16 protein-coding genes are annotated in these 18,360 nt (G+C 68.8%); 8 read left to right on the top strand and 8 right to left on the bottom strand.

All coding sequences use genetic code 11. The features are described 5' to 3' along the window. The first annotated feature begins 40 nt into the window (after window positions 1-40). The 3 genes from V7E05_RS05965 to V7E05_RS05955 all read left to right on the top strand — a co-directional run bounded on the left by V7E05_RS05965 (window position 41) and on the right by V7E05_RS05955 (window position 4,082). Window positions 41-865: an exodeoxyribonuclease III gene (locus V7E05_RS05965; protein WP_333618759.1), complete on the top strand. Its 825-nt coding sequence runs from the start codon at window positions 41-43 to the stop codon at window positions 863-865. 65 nt (window positions 866-930) lie between these two features. Beyond that, a complete protein-coding gene (gene ppk2, locus V7E05_RS05960; protein WP_333618758.1) occupies window positions 931-1,824 on the top strand; it encodes a polyphosphate kinase 2 in 894 nt (297 codons plus the stop codon). Window positions 1,825-2,003: 179 nt separating this feature from the next. Then, a complete protein-coding gene (locus tag V7E05_RS05955; protein WP_333618757.1) occupies window positions 2,004-4,082 on the top strand; it encodes a gamma-glutamyltransferase family protein in 2,079 nt (692 codons plus the stop codon). A gap of 487 nt (window positions 4,083-4,569) precedes the next feature. On the opposite strand, the gene V7E05_RS05950 is transcribed toward V7E05_RS05955, so the two are convergent. Together V7E05_RS05950 and pgsB are read right to left on the bottom strand one after the other, a co-directional pair. Then, window positions 4,570-5,556, bottom strand: a complete 987-nt coding sequence (locus V7E05_RS05950) for a poly-gamma-glutamate biosynthesis protein PgsC/CapC (RefSeq protein WP_333618756.1) — start codon at window positions 5,554-5,556, stop codon at window positions 4,570-4,572. After that, window positions 5,556-7,001 (bottom strand): poly-gamma-glutamate synthase PgsB, encoded by a 1,446-nt coding sequence (pgsB, locus tag V7E05_RS05945; protein ID WP_333618755.1) that lies wholly within the window; start codon window positions 6,999-7,001, stop codon window positions 5,556-5,558. Before pgsB ends, V7E05_RS05950 begins: the two co-directional genes overlap by 1 nt. A 472-nt stretch (window positions 7,002-7,473) precedes the next feature. Here pgsB and V7E05_RS05940 point away from each other — a divergent pair, with 472 nt between their 5' ends. After that, window positions 7,474-7,977, top strand: coding sequence for a hypothetical protein (locus V7E05_RS05940; protein WP_333618754.1), 504 nt, complete (start codon window positions 7,474-7,476; stop codon window positions 7,975-7,977). 3 nt (window positions 7,978-7,980) lie between these two features. Here V7E05_RS05940 and V7E05_RS05935 read toward each other — a convergent pair whose 3' ends face one another. Together V7E05_RS05935 and V7E05_RS05930 are read right to left on the bottom strand one after the other, a co-directional pair. Then, a complete protein-coding gene (locus V7E05_RS05935; protein ID WP_333618753.1) occupies window positions 7,981-8,298 on the bottom strand; it encodes a GNAT family N-acetyltransferase in 318 nt (105 codons plus the stop codon). Between the two features lie 68 nt (window positions 8,299-8,366). Then, the gene (locus V7E05_RS05930) at window positions 8,367-9,233 is read right to left on the bottom strand and encodes an alpha/beta fold hydrolase (RefSeq protein ID WP_333618752.1); all 867 of its coding nucleotides are present in this window, start codon (window positions 9,231-9,233) and stop codon (window positions 8,367-8,369) included. A 68-nt stretch (window positions 9,234-9,301) separates the two neighbouring features. Here V7E05_RS05930 and V7E05_RS05925 point away from each other — a divergent pair, with 68 nt between their 5' ends. From V7E05_RS05925 to V7E05_RS05915, 3 genes are all read left to right on the top strand, one after another. Further along, window positions 9,302-10,663 carry a hypothetical protein gene (locus V7E05_RS05925; RefSeq protein ID WP_333618751.1) on the top strand — a complete coding sequence of 454 codons (1,362 nt, stop codon included), beginning with the start codon at window positions 9,302-9,304 and terminating at the stop codon, window positions 10,661-10,663. A gap of 229 nt (window positions 10,664-10,892) precedes the next feature. After that, window positions 10,893-12,587 carry a phosphomethylpyrimidine synthase ThiC gene (thiC, locus tag V7E05_RS05920; RefSeq protein ID WP_333618750.1) on the top strand — a complete coding sequence of 565 codons (1,695 nt, stop codon included), beginning with the start codon at window positions 10,893-10,895 and terminating at the stop codon, window positions 12,585-12,587. A gap of 483 nt (window positions 12,588-13,070) precedes the next feature. Continuing rightward, window positions 13,071-13,505, top strand: coding sequence for a hypothetical protein (locus tag V7E05_RS05915; RefSeq protein ID WP_333618749.1), 435 nt, complete (start codon window positions 13,071-13,073; stop codon window positions 13,503-13,505). 97 nt (window positions 13,506-13,602) lie between these two features. Here V7E05_RS05915 and V7E05_RS05910 read toward each other — a convergent pair whose 3' ends face one another. After that, complete coding sequence (locus V7E05_RS05910; RefSeq protein ID WP_333618748.1) at window positions 13,603-14,163, bottom strand: TetR/AcrR family transcriptional regulator; 561 nt, start codon at window positions 14,161-14,163, stop codon at window positions 13,603-13,605. Between the two features lie 154 nt (window positions 14,164-14,317). Between V7E05_RS05910 and V7E05_RS05905 the strand changes: the two genes are divergently transcribed. Continuing rightward, window positions 14,318-15,844 carry an MFS transporter gene (locus tag V7E05_RS05905; RefSeq protein WP_333618747.1) on the top strand — a complete coding sequence of 509 codons (1,527 nt, stop codon included), beginning with the start codon at window positions 14,318-14,320 and terminating at the stop codon, window positions 15,842-15,844. 175 nt (window positions 15,845-16,019) lie between these two features. On the opposite strand, the gene V7E05_RS05900 is transcribed toward V7E05_RS05905, so the two are convergent. The 3 genes from V7E05_RS05900 to V7E05_RS05890 all read right to left on the bottom strand — a co-directional run. Beyond that, window positions 16,020-16,799, bottom strand: a complete 780-nt coding sequence (locus V7E05_RS05900; RefSeq protein ID WP_333618746.1) for an ABC transporter permease subunit — start codon at window positions 16,797-16,799, stop codon at window positions 16,020-16,022. Next, a complete protein-coding gene (locus V7E05_RS05895) occupies window positions 16,796-17,857 on the bottom strand; it encodes an ATP-binding cassette domain-containing protein (protein WP_333618745.1) in 1,062 nt (353 codons plus the stop codon). The genes V7E05_RS05900 and V7E05_RS05895 overlap by 4 nt, the downstream gene beginning before the upstream one ends. Window positions 17,858-18,074: 217 nt before the next feature. Further along, on the bottom strand, window positions 18,075-18,360 hold a 286-nt coding region (locus tag V7E05_RS05890; protein ID WP_333618744.1), incomplete at its 5' end, for a hypothetical protein.

The raw sequence follows: 18,360 nt of genomic DNA, 5'->3' as shown, positions 1-18,360 counted from the left end.
CTCCTCCCGCCACGCGCGCGACCCGATTAGGGTGGTCCCCATGCCCCAGAACGCGCACTCCCCTCTCTCCCTGGCCACGTGGAACGTCAACTCGATCCGGGCGCGGATCGACAGGGTGGTCGACTGGATCGAGCGCTCGGACGTCGACGTCCTGGCCATGCAGGAGACCAAATGCAAGGACTCGCAGTTCCCGTTCGAGCGCTTCGAGAAGATCGGGTACGAGGTCGCGCATTTCGGGCTGAACCAGTGGAACGGCGTGGCGATCGCCTCGCGCGTGGGCCTCGACGACGTCGAGCGCGCATTCCCCGGCATGCCCGGCTTCGCCAAGGACCCCGAGGCCGAACAGGCGCAGGAAGCCCGCGCGATCTCGGCCGTCTGCGGCGGCGTCCGCGTGTGGAGCCTCTACGTCCCCAACGGTCGCGAGCTCACCGACCGCCATTACCCGTACAAGTTGGAGTGGCTGGACCGGTTGCGCTCGTACGCCCAGAAACAACTCGCGGATGACGCCGGAGTCCGGCTCGCCATGGTGGGCGATTGGAACGTCGCTCCTCTGGACGAGGACGTGTGGGACATGGAGTTCTTCGAGGGCAAGACGCACGTGTCCGCTCCGGAACGCGAGGCCTTCGACGCCTTCGAAGCGGCCGGTTACAAAGAAATAACTCGGGGTTTCACTCCTGGCCCCGGTGTGTACACCTACTGGGACTACACACAATTGAGGTTTCCCAAGAAACAGGGAATGCGGATCGATTTCCAGGTCGTCTCCCCGGCACTCGCCGAGCGGGCCGCGGGGGCGGAGATCGATCGGGACGAGCGGAAGGGCAATGGCGCATCCGACCACGCGCCGGTGATCGTCCGGTTCGAATAGGGCGGTCCGATTGGGCGGTCCGGCCCGCTTCGTCCGCAGTACTTCGATTACCCCGAAAGGTAGACATGTCCAACGTGGAGCTCCGCCACTACATCGACAGGCTCCGCGAGGAGGGCTACACCGTCCGTGATGATCACGGCGAAGACCCCGACCTCATCGACATCCATGGCAGGGCCGTCGATTCGTGGCGCGAGAACTACCCGTACGACCGGCGCATGGACCGCGCGCAGTACGACGTGGAGAAGTACCTCCTGCAGATCGAGCTGCTCAAGTTCCAGAACTGGACGGCCGAGAACGATCTGCGCCATGTGATCGTGTTCGAGGGCCGCGACGCCGCAGGCAAGGGCGGCACGATCAAGCGGTTCAACGAGTTCATCAACGTCCGCAGCGCTCGGACGGTGGCGCTGGTCAAGCCCACCGAGCGCGAGATGGGCCAGTGGTACTTCCAGCGCTACGTCAACCACCTCCCCACCTTCGGCGAGATCGTCATGTTCGACCGCTCTTGGTACAACCGCGCCGGCGTCGAGCGGGTCATGGGATTCTGCACCGACGAGCAGTACGAGCTGTTCATGCGCCAGGCCCCCGAGTTCGAGCGGATGCTCGTCGATTCGGGGATCACGCTCACGAAGTTCTGGTTCTCCGTGACCCAGAACGAGCAGCGAACGCGCTTCGCGATCCGCCAGCTCGACCCGGTGCGCCGTTGGAAGCTCTCCCCCATGGACCTCGAGTCCCTCGACAAGTGGGACAAGTACACCTCCGCGAAGGAGGAGATGTTCCGCCGCACGGATACCGACTGGGCGCCGTGGACGACGATCAAGTCCAACGACAAGAAGCGCGCCCGCATCAACGCGCTGCGCTTCTTCCTCAACCAGTACGACTACCCGGACAAGGACACGCAGGTCGTGTTCCCCGCGGACCCGAAGATCGTCCGCCGCGGCAAGGACGCGGTCGGCGACTAGTCGCGGCCGTCGCACGAGCGGCTCGCGCCGTGGGCGCCGCACGAACGGCACGCGCCGCCGGCGCACCGTCCCCAGAACGCTCCGGCGAACCCGGCCCCGTGGGCGCCCCACGAACGGCACGCGCCGCCGGCGCATCGGCCGGCAAACTAGCCGCCGCCGCGCAGCATCGAAAGGCACATTTGTACCGCAGCACCACCCCGTCCGAGCGCACGCGCACAGGATCGACAGACCGCCCGGGCGAGAGCTCGACGCGGCACACGGGGTCCGGCCCCTCCAGGCAGTCTCCCTCGAGGGCGCGCGGACGGGCGGTCGCCGCCGCGGCCACCTCGGCCGTGTTGCTCGCCGGTGCCGCGGGCTGCGGGGTCGGCGACTTCTCGATCGGAGGCAAGGCCGACGAGCTCGCGCACCCCGAAGTGATGTCCGCAGCCGGCGAGTCCATTCCCGCCTCGGATTGCGCGCCGGCCACGACCGGAGCCACCGCGGGCGACGAGGTGAACGATAGAGGGGCGATGTCCGCCGTCAGCGCGAATGATTTCGCCGTCTCCACCGCCAACCCGCTCGCCTCCGAGGCGGCGTGCCGCGTGCTCGCAGGCGGCGGTTCCGCGGCCGACGGGCTCCTCGCCGCGCAGGCCGTCCTCGGGCTCGTCGAGCCGCAGTCCTCGAGCTTCGGCGGAGGCGGGTTCGCGCTGTACTACGACGCCGCGAAGGACGAGACCACCTCGTACGACGGCATGGAGACCGCTCCCGGTGCCGCGCAGCCGACGGACCTCGCGCGCCAGTCCGCGGACGACAGCTCATCGCCGCAGCCGGACGTACGCAGCAGCGGACGCTCCATCGGCGTCCCCGGCATTCCCGCGCTGCTCGGCGCAGTCCACGACGGGTACGGCCGCAAATCGTGGGGCGAGGACTTCGCGTCCGCCCGCACGCTCGCCACCGACGGATTCGAGGTGAGCACCCGGCTCGCCAACGCGGTGAGCGGCTCCCGAGATCAGCTCGCGGACTCCCCGGACGCTGCCGCGTACCTCATGCCGGATGGCAATCGGGTGCGGTCCGGCGATATCTTGCGCAACCCCGACTATGTGACGACGCTCGACGCCCTCGCCGAGGGGCCCGGCGCCTTCTACTCGGGGGAGCTCGCGCAGTCCGTCGTCAAGGCGGCTACCGACGATTCGGGCGGCCGCACCCCGAGTCGGATGTCTACCGAGGATCTCTCGGAGTACTCGGTGACCACCGGTTCCCCGCTGTGCATCCGCTACCGCGAGGCGCAGCTCGTGTGCGGTTCCCATGCGCCGGAGGCCGGGAGCACTGCGGTGCTGTCCTCGCTGGCGATCCTCGGGAACATGGAGCTCCCTGCCCCGGGAGGGGGTTCGGGCGGCGCGTCCGGGTCCAGTGGGTCCAGCGGGTCCGGGTCCAACGGTTCCGATGGCGGCGAGGACCTTGCTCCGGAATCGGCGCACGCTCTGTCGGAGGCCGAGCGACTCGCGCTCGCCGACCGCAGCGCGTACTCCGCGGATCAGGCGTACGTCGATCCCCCGGACGGGGAGACGTTCTCGCTCGTCGATCCCGAGTACGCGAAGCAGCGCGCCGCCCAGATCGACCCGGACCCCGGCAAGGCGATGAAGAAAGCGGAACCCGGCAAGGAGCAGAAGAACACCGACGACGAGAAGGAGGAGGGCACCTCGCACGTCTCGATCGTCGACGGCGACGGGAATATGGCGTCGATGACCACCTCGCTGCAGTCGAACTTCGGCTCGTTCCACATGGCGGGCGGATTCTTCCTCAACAATCACCTGGAGAACTTCGCCACCGATCCGGAGAAGAACGGCGAGCAGGTGGCGAATTCTCTGGCCGGCGGGAAGCGCCCGCGCACGGCGATGGCGCCGACGATGGTGTTCTCGTCCCGGGAAGACGGATCGATCGGCACGCCTTTCCTCGCGACGGGTTCGCCGGGTGGCTCGGAGATCACGTCGTACGTGGTCAAGAATCTCGTGGCCATGCTCGATTGGGGACTTGATCCGCAGCAGGCGGCCGCATTGCGGAACGTCGGCGCCGTCTCGCGCTCGGAGACCATCGTGGAGGACGGCTGGGGCGCCAGCAACGGCAAATCCGGCAACTCGCTCGTCGATGAACTATCCGGCCGCGGGCCTGATCCGTCGGAGGCGCCGATGCCGAGTGGCCAGGCGACGATCCTCCGCCAGGACGGAACGTTGATCGGTGGCGCGGATCCGCGCCGCGAGGGCGAGGTCCGCGGGGGTTAGGGCCTCGGGGTCGGCCCGCATTTGCGCCGCGTGCAGCGCAGGCGCCCAGCCGGGCCGGCGAGCGATACGGAGCTTCGTGCCCCAGTGATAAAGTCACGGGACGCACGGATATCCGGGCCCACTGAAATTCTCTGCTTCCATCGCAATCCCCGGCCTCACCCGCTCGAAATATCCGGGTTCCACAACAATCGTCGCGCGGAACTCCACACGTTGGATTGTGCTGGGGCCCGGATATTTGAAACGGCTCGCCGGGGACGACATCGGCCTTTGTAGCTGGCGCCAGTCGCCGAGACCAGCGCCGGTCGCCGGGGACGACGTCGGCCGTCGAGGACGGCGCCGGCCTTCGAGGCCAGCGCTTAGCGCCTCGCACCGCACTCCGGCACCACCCGCCCGACGCAGAAAACCCCGGGCCCCAGTGCATTGGCCCGCGCCCATCAGCACGGAGCAATCACACCGAAACCCGGGGTCGCCCGAGAACCAAAGACCCTTAGCCGGCGAGCGCGAGCGCTCCCGCGACCGCGGCACCAGTCGCGGCCATCCCCGCTCCAGTCCGCCACACGCCCACGCGGACGACATCGTTGGCGATCAACGCCGGAGTCACCAGTGCGACCACCACGAAGCCCGTGAACACCGCCTCGCCCGTCTGCCGCAGGATGATTATCTGCGCCGCCATCGTCACGATCCCGGACACGAGGATCGCGAGCGTCAGCCGTTGCTTTCCAAAGACCGGGAGGTGCTTGCACGCGAGCGTCACGGCCCCGTAGGTAATCGCGACGGCGCCGAGGAGAACGAGCGCCGGAATCCACCCGGACACCGAGAGGACGAGGACGGCTGCCGTCACATATCCGCCGGAGCGCAGGCCGAGCACATCCCAGAGGAGCGCCGCGACGACCACCGACACGAACATCGCCAGCATAATCCGGCTCGAGCCGAGCGGCTCCGCGGCGGTGGACGTGGTCAGCTGGAGGGCGTCGGCGCCGAGCAGCGCCTTGGCCACCAGAGTGACGCCGAGCGCCAGCACACCCACGGCCACGACGATCCCGACGAGCGGGACGATGGTCCGCCCCACGCCCTGCCGCTTGAACTCGTGGGCGACGAGGCCGGGGACCATGAACCCGATGATCGTCACGGCGCTGAGGTCCGGCGCACCGTCGAGGAACGGCCGGTCGACGAGGAACTCGAATCCGATCGACAGCACCATGCCCGTGAGCACGCCGAGCTCGAATGAGCGCCGCGAGGACAGGACGAAGAAGCGGAGGACGAGGTTGTAGAGGAGCAGGTAGCTCACGAACGACAGCACGATCGTGGCGACCACGTCGAGCGGATCGACGAGCGCGCCGGCGAGGTATCCCACCGAGATGAGCCCGCCGAGCGAGATGAACGTGAACCGGTGGAAGGCGTACGACGCGATCACGCCGATAAAGAACGCCGCGGCGAGGTAGAAGTCGGAGACGTCTCCAACGAGGGAATGCATCACCGCTGCTCGGCCTTTTCCTTCTTGCGCTCGAGCACCTTGAGCGCCGCCTCTAGCTGGATGAACTTTGCCTGCGGCGCCGGGGTCTCGACGCCGAGCGCCGCCATGCCCTCGCGGTCGTGCAGATCCACTCCGTACTCGGCGAACTCGTGCTCGTAATCCTCGAGCAGCTCGCGGTCGAGCTTGGCCTGCGCGATCTGCTCTTCGGGTGTCTCCGGCGCGCGTCCGGAAATCTCGAAGGGCACCTTCTCCGCGTCCTCGAAGAACTCGATGAGCGTCTCCGCCTGCGCCGAGTGGATGTTCACCATCCCGACGAGCGCGACATCGTCGTCCGGCAACGAGTGGACGAGCGCATCGAGGAGCTCGTCGCGCGAGGGGTTCGTCGCGGCGCCGAGGCGCAACACGTTGTGCGACTTCCATCCCCCGGCCACGATCTTCTCGCCGACAGGGCGCTCGAGATCGCCGAGCAGCGCGACCTTCTCGAAGTGATGCGGAACGTCTCTGCACACGACCTCGGCGAAGAGCTCGGCGCGCGTACCGCGGTCACTACGATTGTTGAGGAGGCCGATCTTGCGGCACCCCTCGGGGAGCAGCGTGTCGATCTCGTCGAGCACCGAGATGGTCGATTCCTTGTCGTTGACGGCGAACGCCGGGACCCAATGGACCCGCTTGCCTGCGTACTCGACCGTATCGACGGTCACCATGCCCGGGTCCGGCTCGGCGGCGAGCATGCCGCGCAGGGCGGTGTCGGAGTCGATGCCAAGGAGCGCGCAGACCTCGAGGCCGACGGCGACGTTCTCCTTGAACTGCAGGTAGCGGTAGGCGCCGAGGTGCTCGTCGCTGATCTGGTCCGGGTCGGCGACGATGAGACGCGAGCCCGCCTTCTCTGCCTCGGAGCGGAGGACGTCGAGGACGGCCGGGTTGCGCTCGCCGGTGACCACGACGCCGTTCTTCGGCATCGTCGAGCACAGCGAGGCGGCGATCTCCTCTAGCGTCTCGCCCATCTCCTCGGTGTGGTCGATGCGGACGTTGGTGATGACCACGATGTCGCCGTGGACGATCTTGTCCTGGCAGAACTTCTGGTACTCGGGGCGCACTGCCATGCACTCGACGACCATCGCGTCGACGGACTCCGTGACCCAGCGGCCCACGATGGAGAACTGCTCGAGGATGTTCGGCGCGTACTTGCGGCGGATGGGGTGCTCGCCCTTGTCGGCATCGATGACGCAGGCGTAGGTGCCCGTGGTCTTCGCGACCGTGGCACGGCCGGACTCGTGGAACGCGCCGTGGATCAGGCGGGTCACGGTCGACTTCCCGCGGATGCCGTTGACGTGGACGATGGTTTCGAGATGGCGGAGTCGGTTGCGGTGGCTCCGGTTGTGCATCGCCGTCGTGGTGAGGACACCGGCGAGGAAGAGTGCCGCGAGCGCGATCAGGATGAGCACGGGTGCCTTTCGAAGGTCGTCGAGGATTTATTCTGATCCGCGGATCCGAGGAGAAGCACCGATCCGCATCGCCATAGGAGATTACGACCGCTGTGTGCCAACACAATTGGGGCAAGTGAACAACACGGAAACACGAGGCTTTCCGGCCGAAAATGCCGCTTATTGTCGGCTTCTGTTAACGGCCCCGAACTGCACGAGGGAGGGTGGCGCAGGCCGGATCGACTTTTATAGAGATGTCACCGTGATCTAAGGCACAGCAAAAATAGAGGAAAGTGTCGCGGGCCACAGGGGTAGCGACTCTTACGAATGTCGGCCCCTCGTTGTAAGTTCTTGCTCATGCGCTTCCCGCAGGTGGGAGCACTTACAGAGGGGATGTATATCCATGTCTTTACTTTTGCGTGCATGCGTGCCCATTGCGGCGGTCGCTGTTCTGCTCGCGGGCTGCTCTTCGGGACCGGCAGAAGAGGCGACTGTGACCGTCACGAAGACCGCGTCCACCCGGTCCGCGACGACAACGAAGGCCAAGCCGAAGGTCACCACCACGGTTCCCGCGGCGGGGGCCGCTTCCGCAGCCGGCTCGTCACAGGTGTCCGACAAGGAGTTCGTCCACTGCATCTTCGGCGGCGGAAACTGGACCGAGAACGCGATTTTCTCTGATGGGTCCTTCGGGCCAGATCCCCTTTGCAAGCAGCTGCGGGAAGACGTTCTCCGCGAACGCCCATTCCGCTGCCCCGGCACGGACGCGCAGGTCGCCGACCTCAGCTCGTGCACGAATCGGTCCACGCCCTCCCGGCCATCGCCCGAACGCCAGGCCCCGCCGACGCAGAACAATGAGCCCTCGGTCCCCACCTCGGAACCGCAGATCGAGACGTCCGCGGCCGAGGAGCCCCCGACGAGCGCCGCAGCCTCCGCAGGCGGCGACACCGTCGAAGGTGCCGCAGCCGGAGGTGCCGCAGCCGGAGGTGCGGGCGAATAGCGCCTACGTGTCGTGCGCGACGAGCGGCTTGTACTCGGGGAAGCGGTTGAGGTAGCGCCGCACGTAGGTGCACACCGGCGAGATCTGCGCCCCGTCGAAGCGGAGGCGGGTGAGCACGAGGGTCACGAGCAGGCGGGCGATCCCCTGGCGGCCGAACTTCGCCTCGACAACGGTGTGCATCAGCCGGTAGACACGCGGGCCGGACATCGTGGGGGGTTCGATCTCGTAGCCGACGAGTCCGAGGAGGGTGCCTGAGTCCCACAGCTCGAATCGGCTCCGATCCGGGTTGTCCACCAGGGCCAACGATGGCGTTCCGTCCATGAGTCCTCCTCCGCCGGGGCCAGTCTGGGCATGGTACCCACGTCGGCTGCGACGCTGTGGCGCTTCGCCTACGAGTCCCCCGGGATGCCCCCGGGCAGTGCGCCGTCCGCCCCCTCGCCGGCGATCGCGGCCGCTGCCGCGCACTCGATGTGCTTCGAGATCATCGCCGGCCACTCACGCACCGGCTCGGGACGCGATGCCACGTAGATCCGGGAACCGGACACCAGCCGGTGCAACTCGCGGGCCGAGCTCTCAGGGTGCGAGGCATCCTCGGTCCAGGCGAGCACGAGCGTCGGGATCCGGAGCGCCGCGATCTCCTCCCGCGCGGGCAGGTCGGACGCCGCCGCTCCCCGAAACGCGGCGGGCAGCCACTCCTCGCGGACGTCGGGCAGCATGTGTGGACGGTCGGGCTCGGCCGCCGGCGGCAGCGGCAGGTCCCGCCGCGATTCCGCGAACGCCGAGCGACCGGAACGCTCCACGAATACCGCCGAATCCTCGTAGTCCGCAGCCTGCGCCGCCCGGGTATCCCACGCCGTCGGCGGGATTCCGAGCGAGAGCGATGCGAACCGCGAGGGGTCGCGGACGGCCGCCGTCAGAAGCGTGGCAGTCCCCATGGACTGGCCCACACCGTGCACGCGGCGGCCGGGGAATTCGGCGTCGAGCAGCGCGAGGAGGTCGTCGGCGAGGGTGTCCCATTCGTAGTCGGCGGGCGAGGTGGAGCCGGCGGACAGGCCGTGGCCGAAGGCGTCATAGCGCAGCACACGAAGGCCGTTCCGCCCTGCAGTGAGGTCGAGTCGCAGCGTCTCGTCGCGCGCGCGGCTCGAGGTGAGCCCGTGGAGCTGCACGACGGGTTCGCCACGGCCGCGTTTGTCTAGGGCGAGACCCGCTGCGCGAGCCCGTTCCTCACCCGAAGCGCGAGTTTTCCAAACGGACATATTCGACTACCTCTGCCGTAACCGGGGACCCATAGATTCCCCGTATGAGGCTTACCACCATAGCCCGCATGCGCACCGTCCCCGGCGTCGTGCACCGGTACTCGCCGAACGTCACTGACGTCCCCGGAGCGCGCCTGCGCCCGGCGTCGTTCGACCAGGAACGCCACATCGCGCTCGGCCCGCGCGCGGGTTCGTGGATGGCGCTCGCCTTCCGCCTCCCCTTCCCAATCGGCCGCGCGGATATCGCCGCCGCGTGGCTCGCCGCGATCGCCCGGCACGGAACCCTCCGCACGCGGGTGGCCGCGCCGGGCGGCCCCGGATCTTGTGCCCATGACGTCAAACGTCCCCTCCTCCAGGACATCTCCGTCACGCCGGGGTGGTGGCGCACCCCGGACGCGACGCCGGGCGAGGACCCGCGCGCCGTACTCCGCCGGGAGTTCGACGAGGCGTGCCAGCCCTTCGCGGTCCCCTCGTACGCGCTGTGCCTTCTCGAACCGTCAGATCCCAGAGAGCGCCCGCAGGTGGTCATCGGGTTCGATCATTCGCATGTCGACGCGTGGTCACTGCTCGTGGTGCTGCGGGACCTCACGGCCGCGCTCGATGCCGTGGCGGACGGGCGCGAGCCGTTCGCCGGGCAGCCGGCGCCGCCGCCGTTCGCGGCGCATACCGCGGAGCTCGCGGCCAGGCCGGTAGCTCCGGAGGCGGTGCGGGAGCGGTGGAACGAGATCATGCGCACGGGCGGCGGGGAGATGCCGCGATTCCCGCTGCCGCTCGGCGACGTCTCGGCGCCTCGCGACGAGGTCGTCGAGGTCCGCGACGTGCTCGATGCCGCCGGGCTCGCGCGACTCGAGGAGAACGCGGGGCGCCGCGGCGCCCGGATGCTCGGCGTCGCCGTCGCCGAGATGACCGCCGCATTCCGCGCCCTAGCCGGTCCGCCGAAGAGCGGCGGCGCTGCCGACGTCTCCCCAGCCCCCGCCCTCCGCGCGGTCTTCCCCGTCCACTCGCGACACGGGGAACGGTGGAACGACTCGGTCGGCTGGTTCATCACCAACTCGGTGCTCGAGAACGACGCCACCGAACCCGCGGCCTGCGGGGCGGCGATCAAGGCGGCCATCGCCCTCGGCAGCCATCCCCTTGCCCGGCTCCTCGCGCCGTGGGGCGGGATGCCCCACACGCCGGAGATGTTCGCGATCTCGTGGCTCGACAACCGCCGCCTCCCGGTGGATGTCGATCACACGCTCGACCCCCAGCACGTGTCCGCGGCGATCCGGACGACGGGGGTCATGGTGTGGTTCGTCGTCAACCCGGGCGGCCTCCACATCCGGTGCCGCTACCCGGACACGCCCGAGGCGCGAGCGTCGGTGGGCTTGTGGCTCGACCTGCTGTGCGCAGGGCTCGCGGTGGGCGCCGATTCCCCGATCGGGGCGTAGCCGCGGCCGGCCACGGGTAGGGTGGCGCCCGTCGTCATACGCGATGCCGATCAGGTGTCGCATCGCGCGACCCTCGCAGCGCACGCCGCCGCGGGGACAACCGAATATCGAAGCAACAGTTCTTGTCTCACACGGGAGCCCCACCGATCTGCTCGGGGCTGAGAGGACGGCAGCAGGGCCGTCGACCGTCGAACCTGACCGGGTAATGCCGGCGTAGGGAGTCTCTTCCATGAGCGAAACCACTGTGCCCTCGTTTGCCGATTCCGCCTCGGAATCTGTGACCTGCGGCCCCATCTATTCCTCCAGCAAGGGCTACACCGAGGTGCCGTGCGCGGACGCGGGAGCGGCAGCCACGCTGCGAATCCCGCAGCGGCGCATCGATCTCACCAACGGCTCTACTTTTGCTGTGTACGACACCTCCGGCCCGTACACCGGCTACGCGTCCGACGCCTCGGACTGCCACGACCTCGCCTCCGGTCTCCCCCGCCTCCGCGCGGACTGGACGCATCCCGCCCCCGTGGACGGCGCCGCCACCCAACTGGCCTGGGCAAGGGCCGGATTCCTGACGCCGGAGGTCCGATTCATCGCGGCCCGCGAGGGATTCGACCCCGAAGTCGTGCGGGCGGAGGTGGCGTCGGGGCGCGCCGTCATCCCCGCAAACCACCGCCATCCGGAGTCCGAGCCGATGATCATCGGCAAGCGGTTCGCGACGAAGATCAACGCGAACATCGGCAACTCGGCGGTAACCTCCTCTATTTCCGAAGAGGTCGAGAAGATGGTGTGGGCGACTCGCTGGGGCGCCGACACCGTGATGGACCTGTCCACGGGCAAGGACATCCACGCGACGCGCGAGTGGATCCTGCGGAACTCGCCGGTGCCCATCGGCACGGTGCCGATCTACCAGGCGCTGGAGAAGGTCAACGGCGATCCGGCGAAGCTCACGTGGGAGCTCTACCGGGACACTGTGATCGAGCAATGCGAGCAGGGCGTGGACTATATGACCGTCCACGCGGGAGTGCAGCTGCGGTACGTTCCGCTCGCCGCGAAGCGGGTCACGGGGATCGTCTCGCGCGGCGGCTCGATCATGGCGGCGTGGTGCCTCGCGCACCACACCGAGTCGTTCCTCTACACGCACTTTCCCGAGCTGTGCGAAATCCTCCGCGCATACGATGTGACCTTTTCGCTCGGCGACGGGCTGCGGCCCGGCTCGATCGCCGACGCCAACGACGAGGCGCAGCTCGCTGAGCTGCGGACGCTCGGCGAGCTCACGGGGATCGCGAAGGCGCACGGCGTGCAGGTGATGATCGAGGGGCCGGGGCACGTACCGATGGACAAGATCGTCGAAAACGTGCGGCTCGAGGAGGAGTGGTGCGAGGAGGCGCCGTTCTACACGCTCGGGCCGCTGGCCACGGACATCGCGCCGGGCTACGACCACATCACCTCGGCGATCGGCGCGGCGATGATCGCTCAGGCCGGCACCGCGATGCTCTGCTACGTGACCCCGAAAGAGCACCTCGGGCTACCAAACAGGGACGACGTGAAGACGGGCGTTATTACCTACAAGATCGCGGCGCACTCGGCGGACCTCGCCAAGGGGCACCCGCGGGCGCAGGAGCGCGACGACGCGCTCTCGACGGCGCGCTTCGAGTTCCGCTGGCGCGACCAGTTCGCGCTCGCGCTCGATCCGGACACTGCGCTTTCGTATCACGACGAGACGCTGCCGGCCGAGCCAGCGAAGACCGCGCACTTCTGCTCGATGTGTGGACCGAAGTTCTGCTCGATGCGGATCTCGCAGGACATTCGCGACTACGCCGCCGAGCACGGCCTCGATTCCGTGGAGGCCATCGAGGCCGGCATGGCGGAGAAGTCCGAGGAGTTCGCGGCGGCCGGCGGGCGGGTTTACCTGCCCATCGAGTCGCGGTAGGCGCTACTCGCTAGCTGCTCCGGCCGGGTCGGCCTACTCGGCCGGAGCGCGCGATCCGCGCAGCAAGTGCCAACAGATAGATGACGCCGATGGCCGCGAGAGCCACGAGTGCCCACGCCACGGAATCGGTGGTCAGAGAACGCTCGGAGATGTCTCGAACCTCGGCGTTTTCCGTGACCCACTGATGTCCTGGCGTGGCGATGGCCTGAGCATGCGCGCGCCCGCTCGAATGCGACGCCGTCGGCGAACCCGCGATCCAGCACCACGGCGGAGAAGTCCTCGACCGCAGCGCGTACCTCGGGATTCTGGGCGAGTGAGAACCCGATACCGATTCCGATCCCCAGGGCCACCGATCCGGCGAGCAGGCCTCCGAGGATCAGCGGCCCGAACGAGCCCAGGGATCCCGCAGATCCGATCCCGCACACTAGCGAGCCTGAGGACGAGCCCGAACTCTCGCTCCTCAGACCGAGACTCGCCCCCGGGATGCTCCCGGTCTCCCCGCCGCCGGAGGCCGGGGGCGCCGCCGCGCCCAGCCAGGCAGAGGACGCCACCGATGCGGCGGGCGTGACGGCGGGGACCTCCGCCGTCACAGGCGAAGAGCCGAATGACTCGGCGACGAGCCCGGCTACGGCGACTCCTGCGCCGGTGATCCCCGCGGAGCCCGGCACGCTGCCGGCCGACACCGAGAAGTGCGGGACCGTCGAGGTCGACGGCGAGGCGCTCGACGCCGCGATCCCCGCGGGCGCCGAGTGCGAGACCAACGCCCGCCGCGCCGCGAGCCGCGCCCTCGCCGCGTACATCGCCGACGGCACGCTGGACTCGTGGTGGAAGTCCTTCACCTCCGACGATCCGTCCGCGGACGGCTGGCGCTGGGCCGCGATCGATCAGAAGACAGGTCAGGTCGACTACGCCAAATAGGCGCAGGCCGAACGCAAGTAGCACCGAGGGCCCGGAACAGCACGCCGCTGCGCCGGGCCCTCGCGCCATGTCGGTCCAGCGCCATGCCGGTCCAGCGCTACGCCAGCCCCCGGAGCCTCTCCACGACCCGCAGCAGCTCGGCGATCTGCGCCTCGCGATCCTCCCGCCGAGGCCAGCCGGCCTCCGCTCCGAGGCTCGCGTTGTAGTACATCCCGTCGCCCATCAGCAGGATCGCGTGGGCGATGGCTGGGTCGCCGACCTCGCCCTCGATCAGCGACAGCCAGCGCGACTGCATCGCCTCGAACGCCTCGCGCCGCCGCGAGGCCGGCACGGAATCCAGCCGTGTCGCCGCGATGATCGAGCGGTCGAGCGCCGAATCCTCGAACACCGAGGTCCGCACGTAGTACGCCGACGGCCCGTCGTCCGCCTCCGCCATCGCCTCGGCGTCCTGCTCGGAGAGCACCCCGAGTCGCTCGAGCAGGCCCTCGGCCAGCGCCGCCTTGTCCCGGAAGTGGTAGAGCAACCCGCCCTTCGACACCCCAGCGCGTGCCGCGACCTGCTCGAGCGTCGCCGCCTTCTCCCCGTTCTCGATGAGCAGCGCCTCGTAGGCATCGAGGACCTTTTCTCGGGCCGGGGCGCTGCGCTGCTTGGGGGACATGCGTGCCAATCTACCCGGCGCCGCTGCCGGGACCTCGCACAACACCCTTGCTGCAGAACCGTCCGGTCGGTACAGTCTCTCAGGCAAGCAAACCGTCCAGCCGGTATAGTCGGCGAACGGAACGAACCCCGCACGACCACGAGGCGAAAACTCCATGACTCTCACCGAAACGACGACCCACCCCGGCACCGACCGGCGCTGGCTCGCGCTCGCCGTGCTCATGCTCCCGGTGCTGCTCGTCTCCGTCGACAACACCGTCCTCTCGTTCGCTGTCCCGGCGATCGCCGAGGGGCTGCACGCCTCCGGCACGCAGGTGCTGTGGATCGTCGACACCTATCCCCTGATCCTCGCGAGCCTCCTCGTGCCCATGGGTTCCTTCGCCGACCGCTTCGGCCGCCGCCGTCTGCTACTCATCGGCGCGCTCGGCTTTACGGTGGTCTCCGTGCTCGCGGCGTTCGCGCCTTCGGCGGAGGCGCTCATCGCCGCGCGCGCCGGGATGGCGCTGTTCGGCGCGGCGCTTATGCCCGCGACGCTGTCGCTGATCCGGAACATCATCTCGGACCCCACCGAGCGGCGCACGGCCATCGCCATCTGGTCGGCGTGCTTCGCCGGCGGCGCCGCGCTCGGACCCATCGTCGGCGGCTTCCTCCTCGAGCACTACTACTGGGGCTCGGTGTTCCTCCTGTCCGTGCCGGTGCTCGCGCCGCTGCTCCTGCTCGGGCCCGCGCTCGTCCCCGAGTCGCGGGACCCCGCCCCGGGCCCCGTCGACGCGGTGTCCATCGCGCTCTCGCTCGCCACGATGACCCCGCTCGTCTACGGCATCAAGACCCTCGCCTCGAGTGGCGATACGGCGATCGCGCTGTCCGCCGTCATCCTCGCGGTTCTCGCAGGAGCGGCGTTCGTGCGGCGCCAGCTGCGGGGAGCCGAGCCCATGCTCGACGTCCGCCTGTTCGCCGTGCCCGCGTTCTCCGGATCGGTGCTCGCCAACCTGCTGTCGGTGTTCTCGCTGGTGGGCTTCCTGTTCTTCGCCTCCCAGCACCTCCAGCTCGTGAGCGGCAACTCGCCCATGGCCGCCGGCGTGCTCCTCGTGCCCGGGCTCGCCGCCTCGGTCGTGGCCGGTCTGCTCGTGGTGCGGCTCGTTCGGCATATGCCGCCGGGCGCGATCATGTCGCTCGGACTGCTCGCGAATGCAGGTGCCTATGTACTCGTCGCGGTCGCGGCGCTCATGGCGAACGATGTCGCGCTCGTCGTGGCGTTCGTCGTGCTCGGCGTGGGTATCGGGGCGGCCGAGACGCTGTCGAACGACGTGATCCTCTCGTCCGTCCCCGCGCCGAAGTCCGGTGCCGCGTCCGCGATTTCGGAGACCGCGTACGAGACCGGGGCCGTGCTCGGCACGGCGATCCTCGGCTCGGTGCTCACCGCGGTGTACCGGGCGTCGGTGACGGTCCCGTCCGTGGCCGGCGAGGCCGGCGCCGCTGCCGCGCGGGAGACGCTCGGCGGCGGGCTCGATGTCGCGGGCGCGCTCGGCGGCCGCGCCGGGGCGGAGCTCGCCGAGTCCGCCCGGCACGCCTTCGACATGGGCGCCGTAGCCACGAGCGCCGTGGGCTTCGCGGCGATGGTGCTCGCCGCGCTGATCGTCCGGCGCACAGTGCGGGGCCGGATCGCCGAGGCCGCGGAGTAGACCGGGCCGCGCGCGGTCACAGCCGGGTGCATGCTGGCCGCGTGTGGCCCGGCCGTCGTCCGGCCTCCGGCCACCACGGCTCGCGAAATAGCCGAAAGCCCACCGGTCCGGGAGGACTGGTGGGCTTTCGGTGTGCGCCGTCAGGCTGGGAGTTCGAGCCTGGGCCCCGGTCGGGCTAGGCGTCCCGCGAGCGGAGGACGAAGAGTCCGGCAGCCCAGATCACGACGCAGACGACCGCGAACCACAGGATGTTGCCCGGCGAGGACAGGGCGTTCGTCGACACCGCGCCCTGGGCGGGGTCGGAACCGGAGATCCACGACATGCCGTTGACGAAGGGCATCCACTTGGCGATGGGCTCGCCGATCTTCGGGATGGTGCCGACGAGGCTCTCGACGATGAAGATCCAGGCGATGACGAGGACGATCGTGCCCGCCATGTTCCTGATGATCGCGCTGATGCCGACCATGAGGAACATCGAGATGAACACGAAGACCGCGTACTTGCCCGCGGCCGCGAGGCCGCCGCCCGTCCACGGGGAGAGGTCGCCCGAGCCGCTGATCGCGTACGCGATGAGCAGGCACAGCAGCGAGAACACGAACGAGACCACGGCGCCGAGCACGGCGAAGAACCCGGTCTTGACCGCGTAGACGTCCCAGCGGCGCGGCGCCATGAGAAACACCGACTTGATGGTGCCCGTGCGGTACTCGCCGGTGACGAGCACGAGCGCGAGCACCCACACGAAGAGCACTGCGAGGGAGCCGTACGACGCGGAGACGAGCCCGCCGGCGGTGAAGTTGATCTGAGAGGACTGGCCTCCGGCGTCCTCGATTTCCTGCCCCGAGAACTTCGCCATGAGTGCGGCCATGCCGAGGGCGAGGACGAGTGAGATTCCGAGGAGGATCCACGACGAGCGAAGAGAGGTCGCCTTGATCCACTCTGCCTTGAGAAGATTCATCGCTGGCCTCCTTGCTGCGGGAACTGCTGGGACTGCGGGACGGAGTTACCGGGGTTGCCAGGCTGGCCGGGGTTGCTCTGGAAGTGGCCGGGCTGGCCGGGCGTTCCGGGCACCCCGCCGACGACGTCTTCGAGGCCCGAGCTGTCATCGGCGATGGGGTCGGTGCGGTACTCGACGTCGTCCTGCGTGAGCGACATGAACGCCTGCTCGAGCGTGGGCCGATCGAGGCGGAGCTCGTGGAGTGTAAAGCCGTAGGAGGCAGCGATATCGCCGACGTGCTCGATGGCGTTGCTCTTGATCGCCAGCTGATTCTCCTGGCCGGTGGGCTGCGCATCGAGGTCTTCCTCGCGCAGCGTGGCGGCGAACTCGTCCGCGTGCGGGCTGCGGACGATGACCGTCGCCTCTTGGCTGTCGATGAGCTCGCGCACCGAGGTCTGCGCGCGGAGGCGGCCCTTGCCGATGACGATGAGGTCCTCGGCCGTGAGCGCCATCTCCGACAGGAGGTGGCTGGACACGAGAACCGTGCGGCCCTCGCGTGAGCGGGCCTTCATAAAGTTGCGGACCCAGAGGATGCCCTCGGGGTCGAGGCCGTTGACAGGCTCGTCGAAGAGCAGCACTTTCGGGTCGCCGAGCATCGCGGCGGCGAGGCCGAGGCGCTGGCGCATGCCGAGCGAGAAGCCCCCGACGCGCTTGCTCGCGACCTCCTGGAGGCCCACCATGTGGAGCACCTCGTCGACCCGCGAAGCCGGGATCCCGCCGTACGCCGCCTGCGCACGCAGGTGCGAGCGGGCGGAGCGCCCGGGGTGATTCCAGGTCGGGTCGATGAGAGCCCCGGCGACCTTGGCCGGGTCCTCGTGCTGCGCGAACGGCTTGCCCTCGATGGCCGCCTCGCCCGACGTGGGGTTGTCGAGGCCGAGGATCATCCGCATCGTCGTGGACTTGCCGGCGCCGTTCGGGCCGAGGAAGCCGGTGACCACGCCGGGCTTGACGCTGAAGGTCAAGTCCTCGACAGCGGTTTTGTCACCGTACTTCTTGGTCAGGTTTCTGACGTCGATCATGCGTACCAGTGTGCCGGAAGTGAACAGCATCGTGGGAAGTACGCGGCACGCGGTGCACGAGATCACCTGCGCGGAGGCGGGAACATCCGGCTCGTGTGACGCCTCGGAGTGTTCGGCTGCCACGAGAGGCGGCCATGCTCCCTGCACCCGGCGAGCGAGGGGGCCGGGTGCAGGGAACTCCGCCGTCAGGACTATTACCGGGGACTACTCCCTAGAACTACTTCCCGGGAATGAGCGACCCCACGGGGAGCTCTGGCAGAGGCGCGTCGGGGAGCGAGCCGAGGATCTGGCCGTGCGGGATGTCGCCGATGCTGCCGAGGAGCATGGTCTTCGGCGTGATCTTGCAGACCTGGTTCATGCCCGCGTTGTCGCCCTCGGAGGGGGCGAACTTGTTGACCGTGTAGGCGTTGCCGCGGCCGTCGATGCTCACGTGGTTCGGGGTGGCACCCGAGGCGACGTCGGGGCCTGCGGCGAGCGCGCCGACCTCGACAAAGGTGTTCGCC

The sequence above is a fragment of the Dietzia sp. genome (assembly GCF_036741115.1).
In the GTDB taxonomy this organism is placed as follows: Bacteria; Actinomycetota; Actinomycetes; order Mycobacteriales; family Mycobacteriaceae; genus Dietzia.
This window is presented reverse-complemented; position numbering and strand designations above follow the sequence as displayed.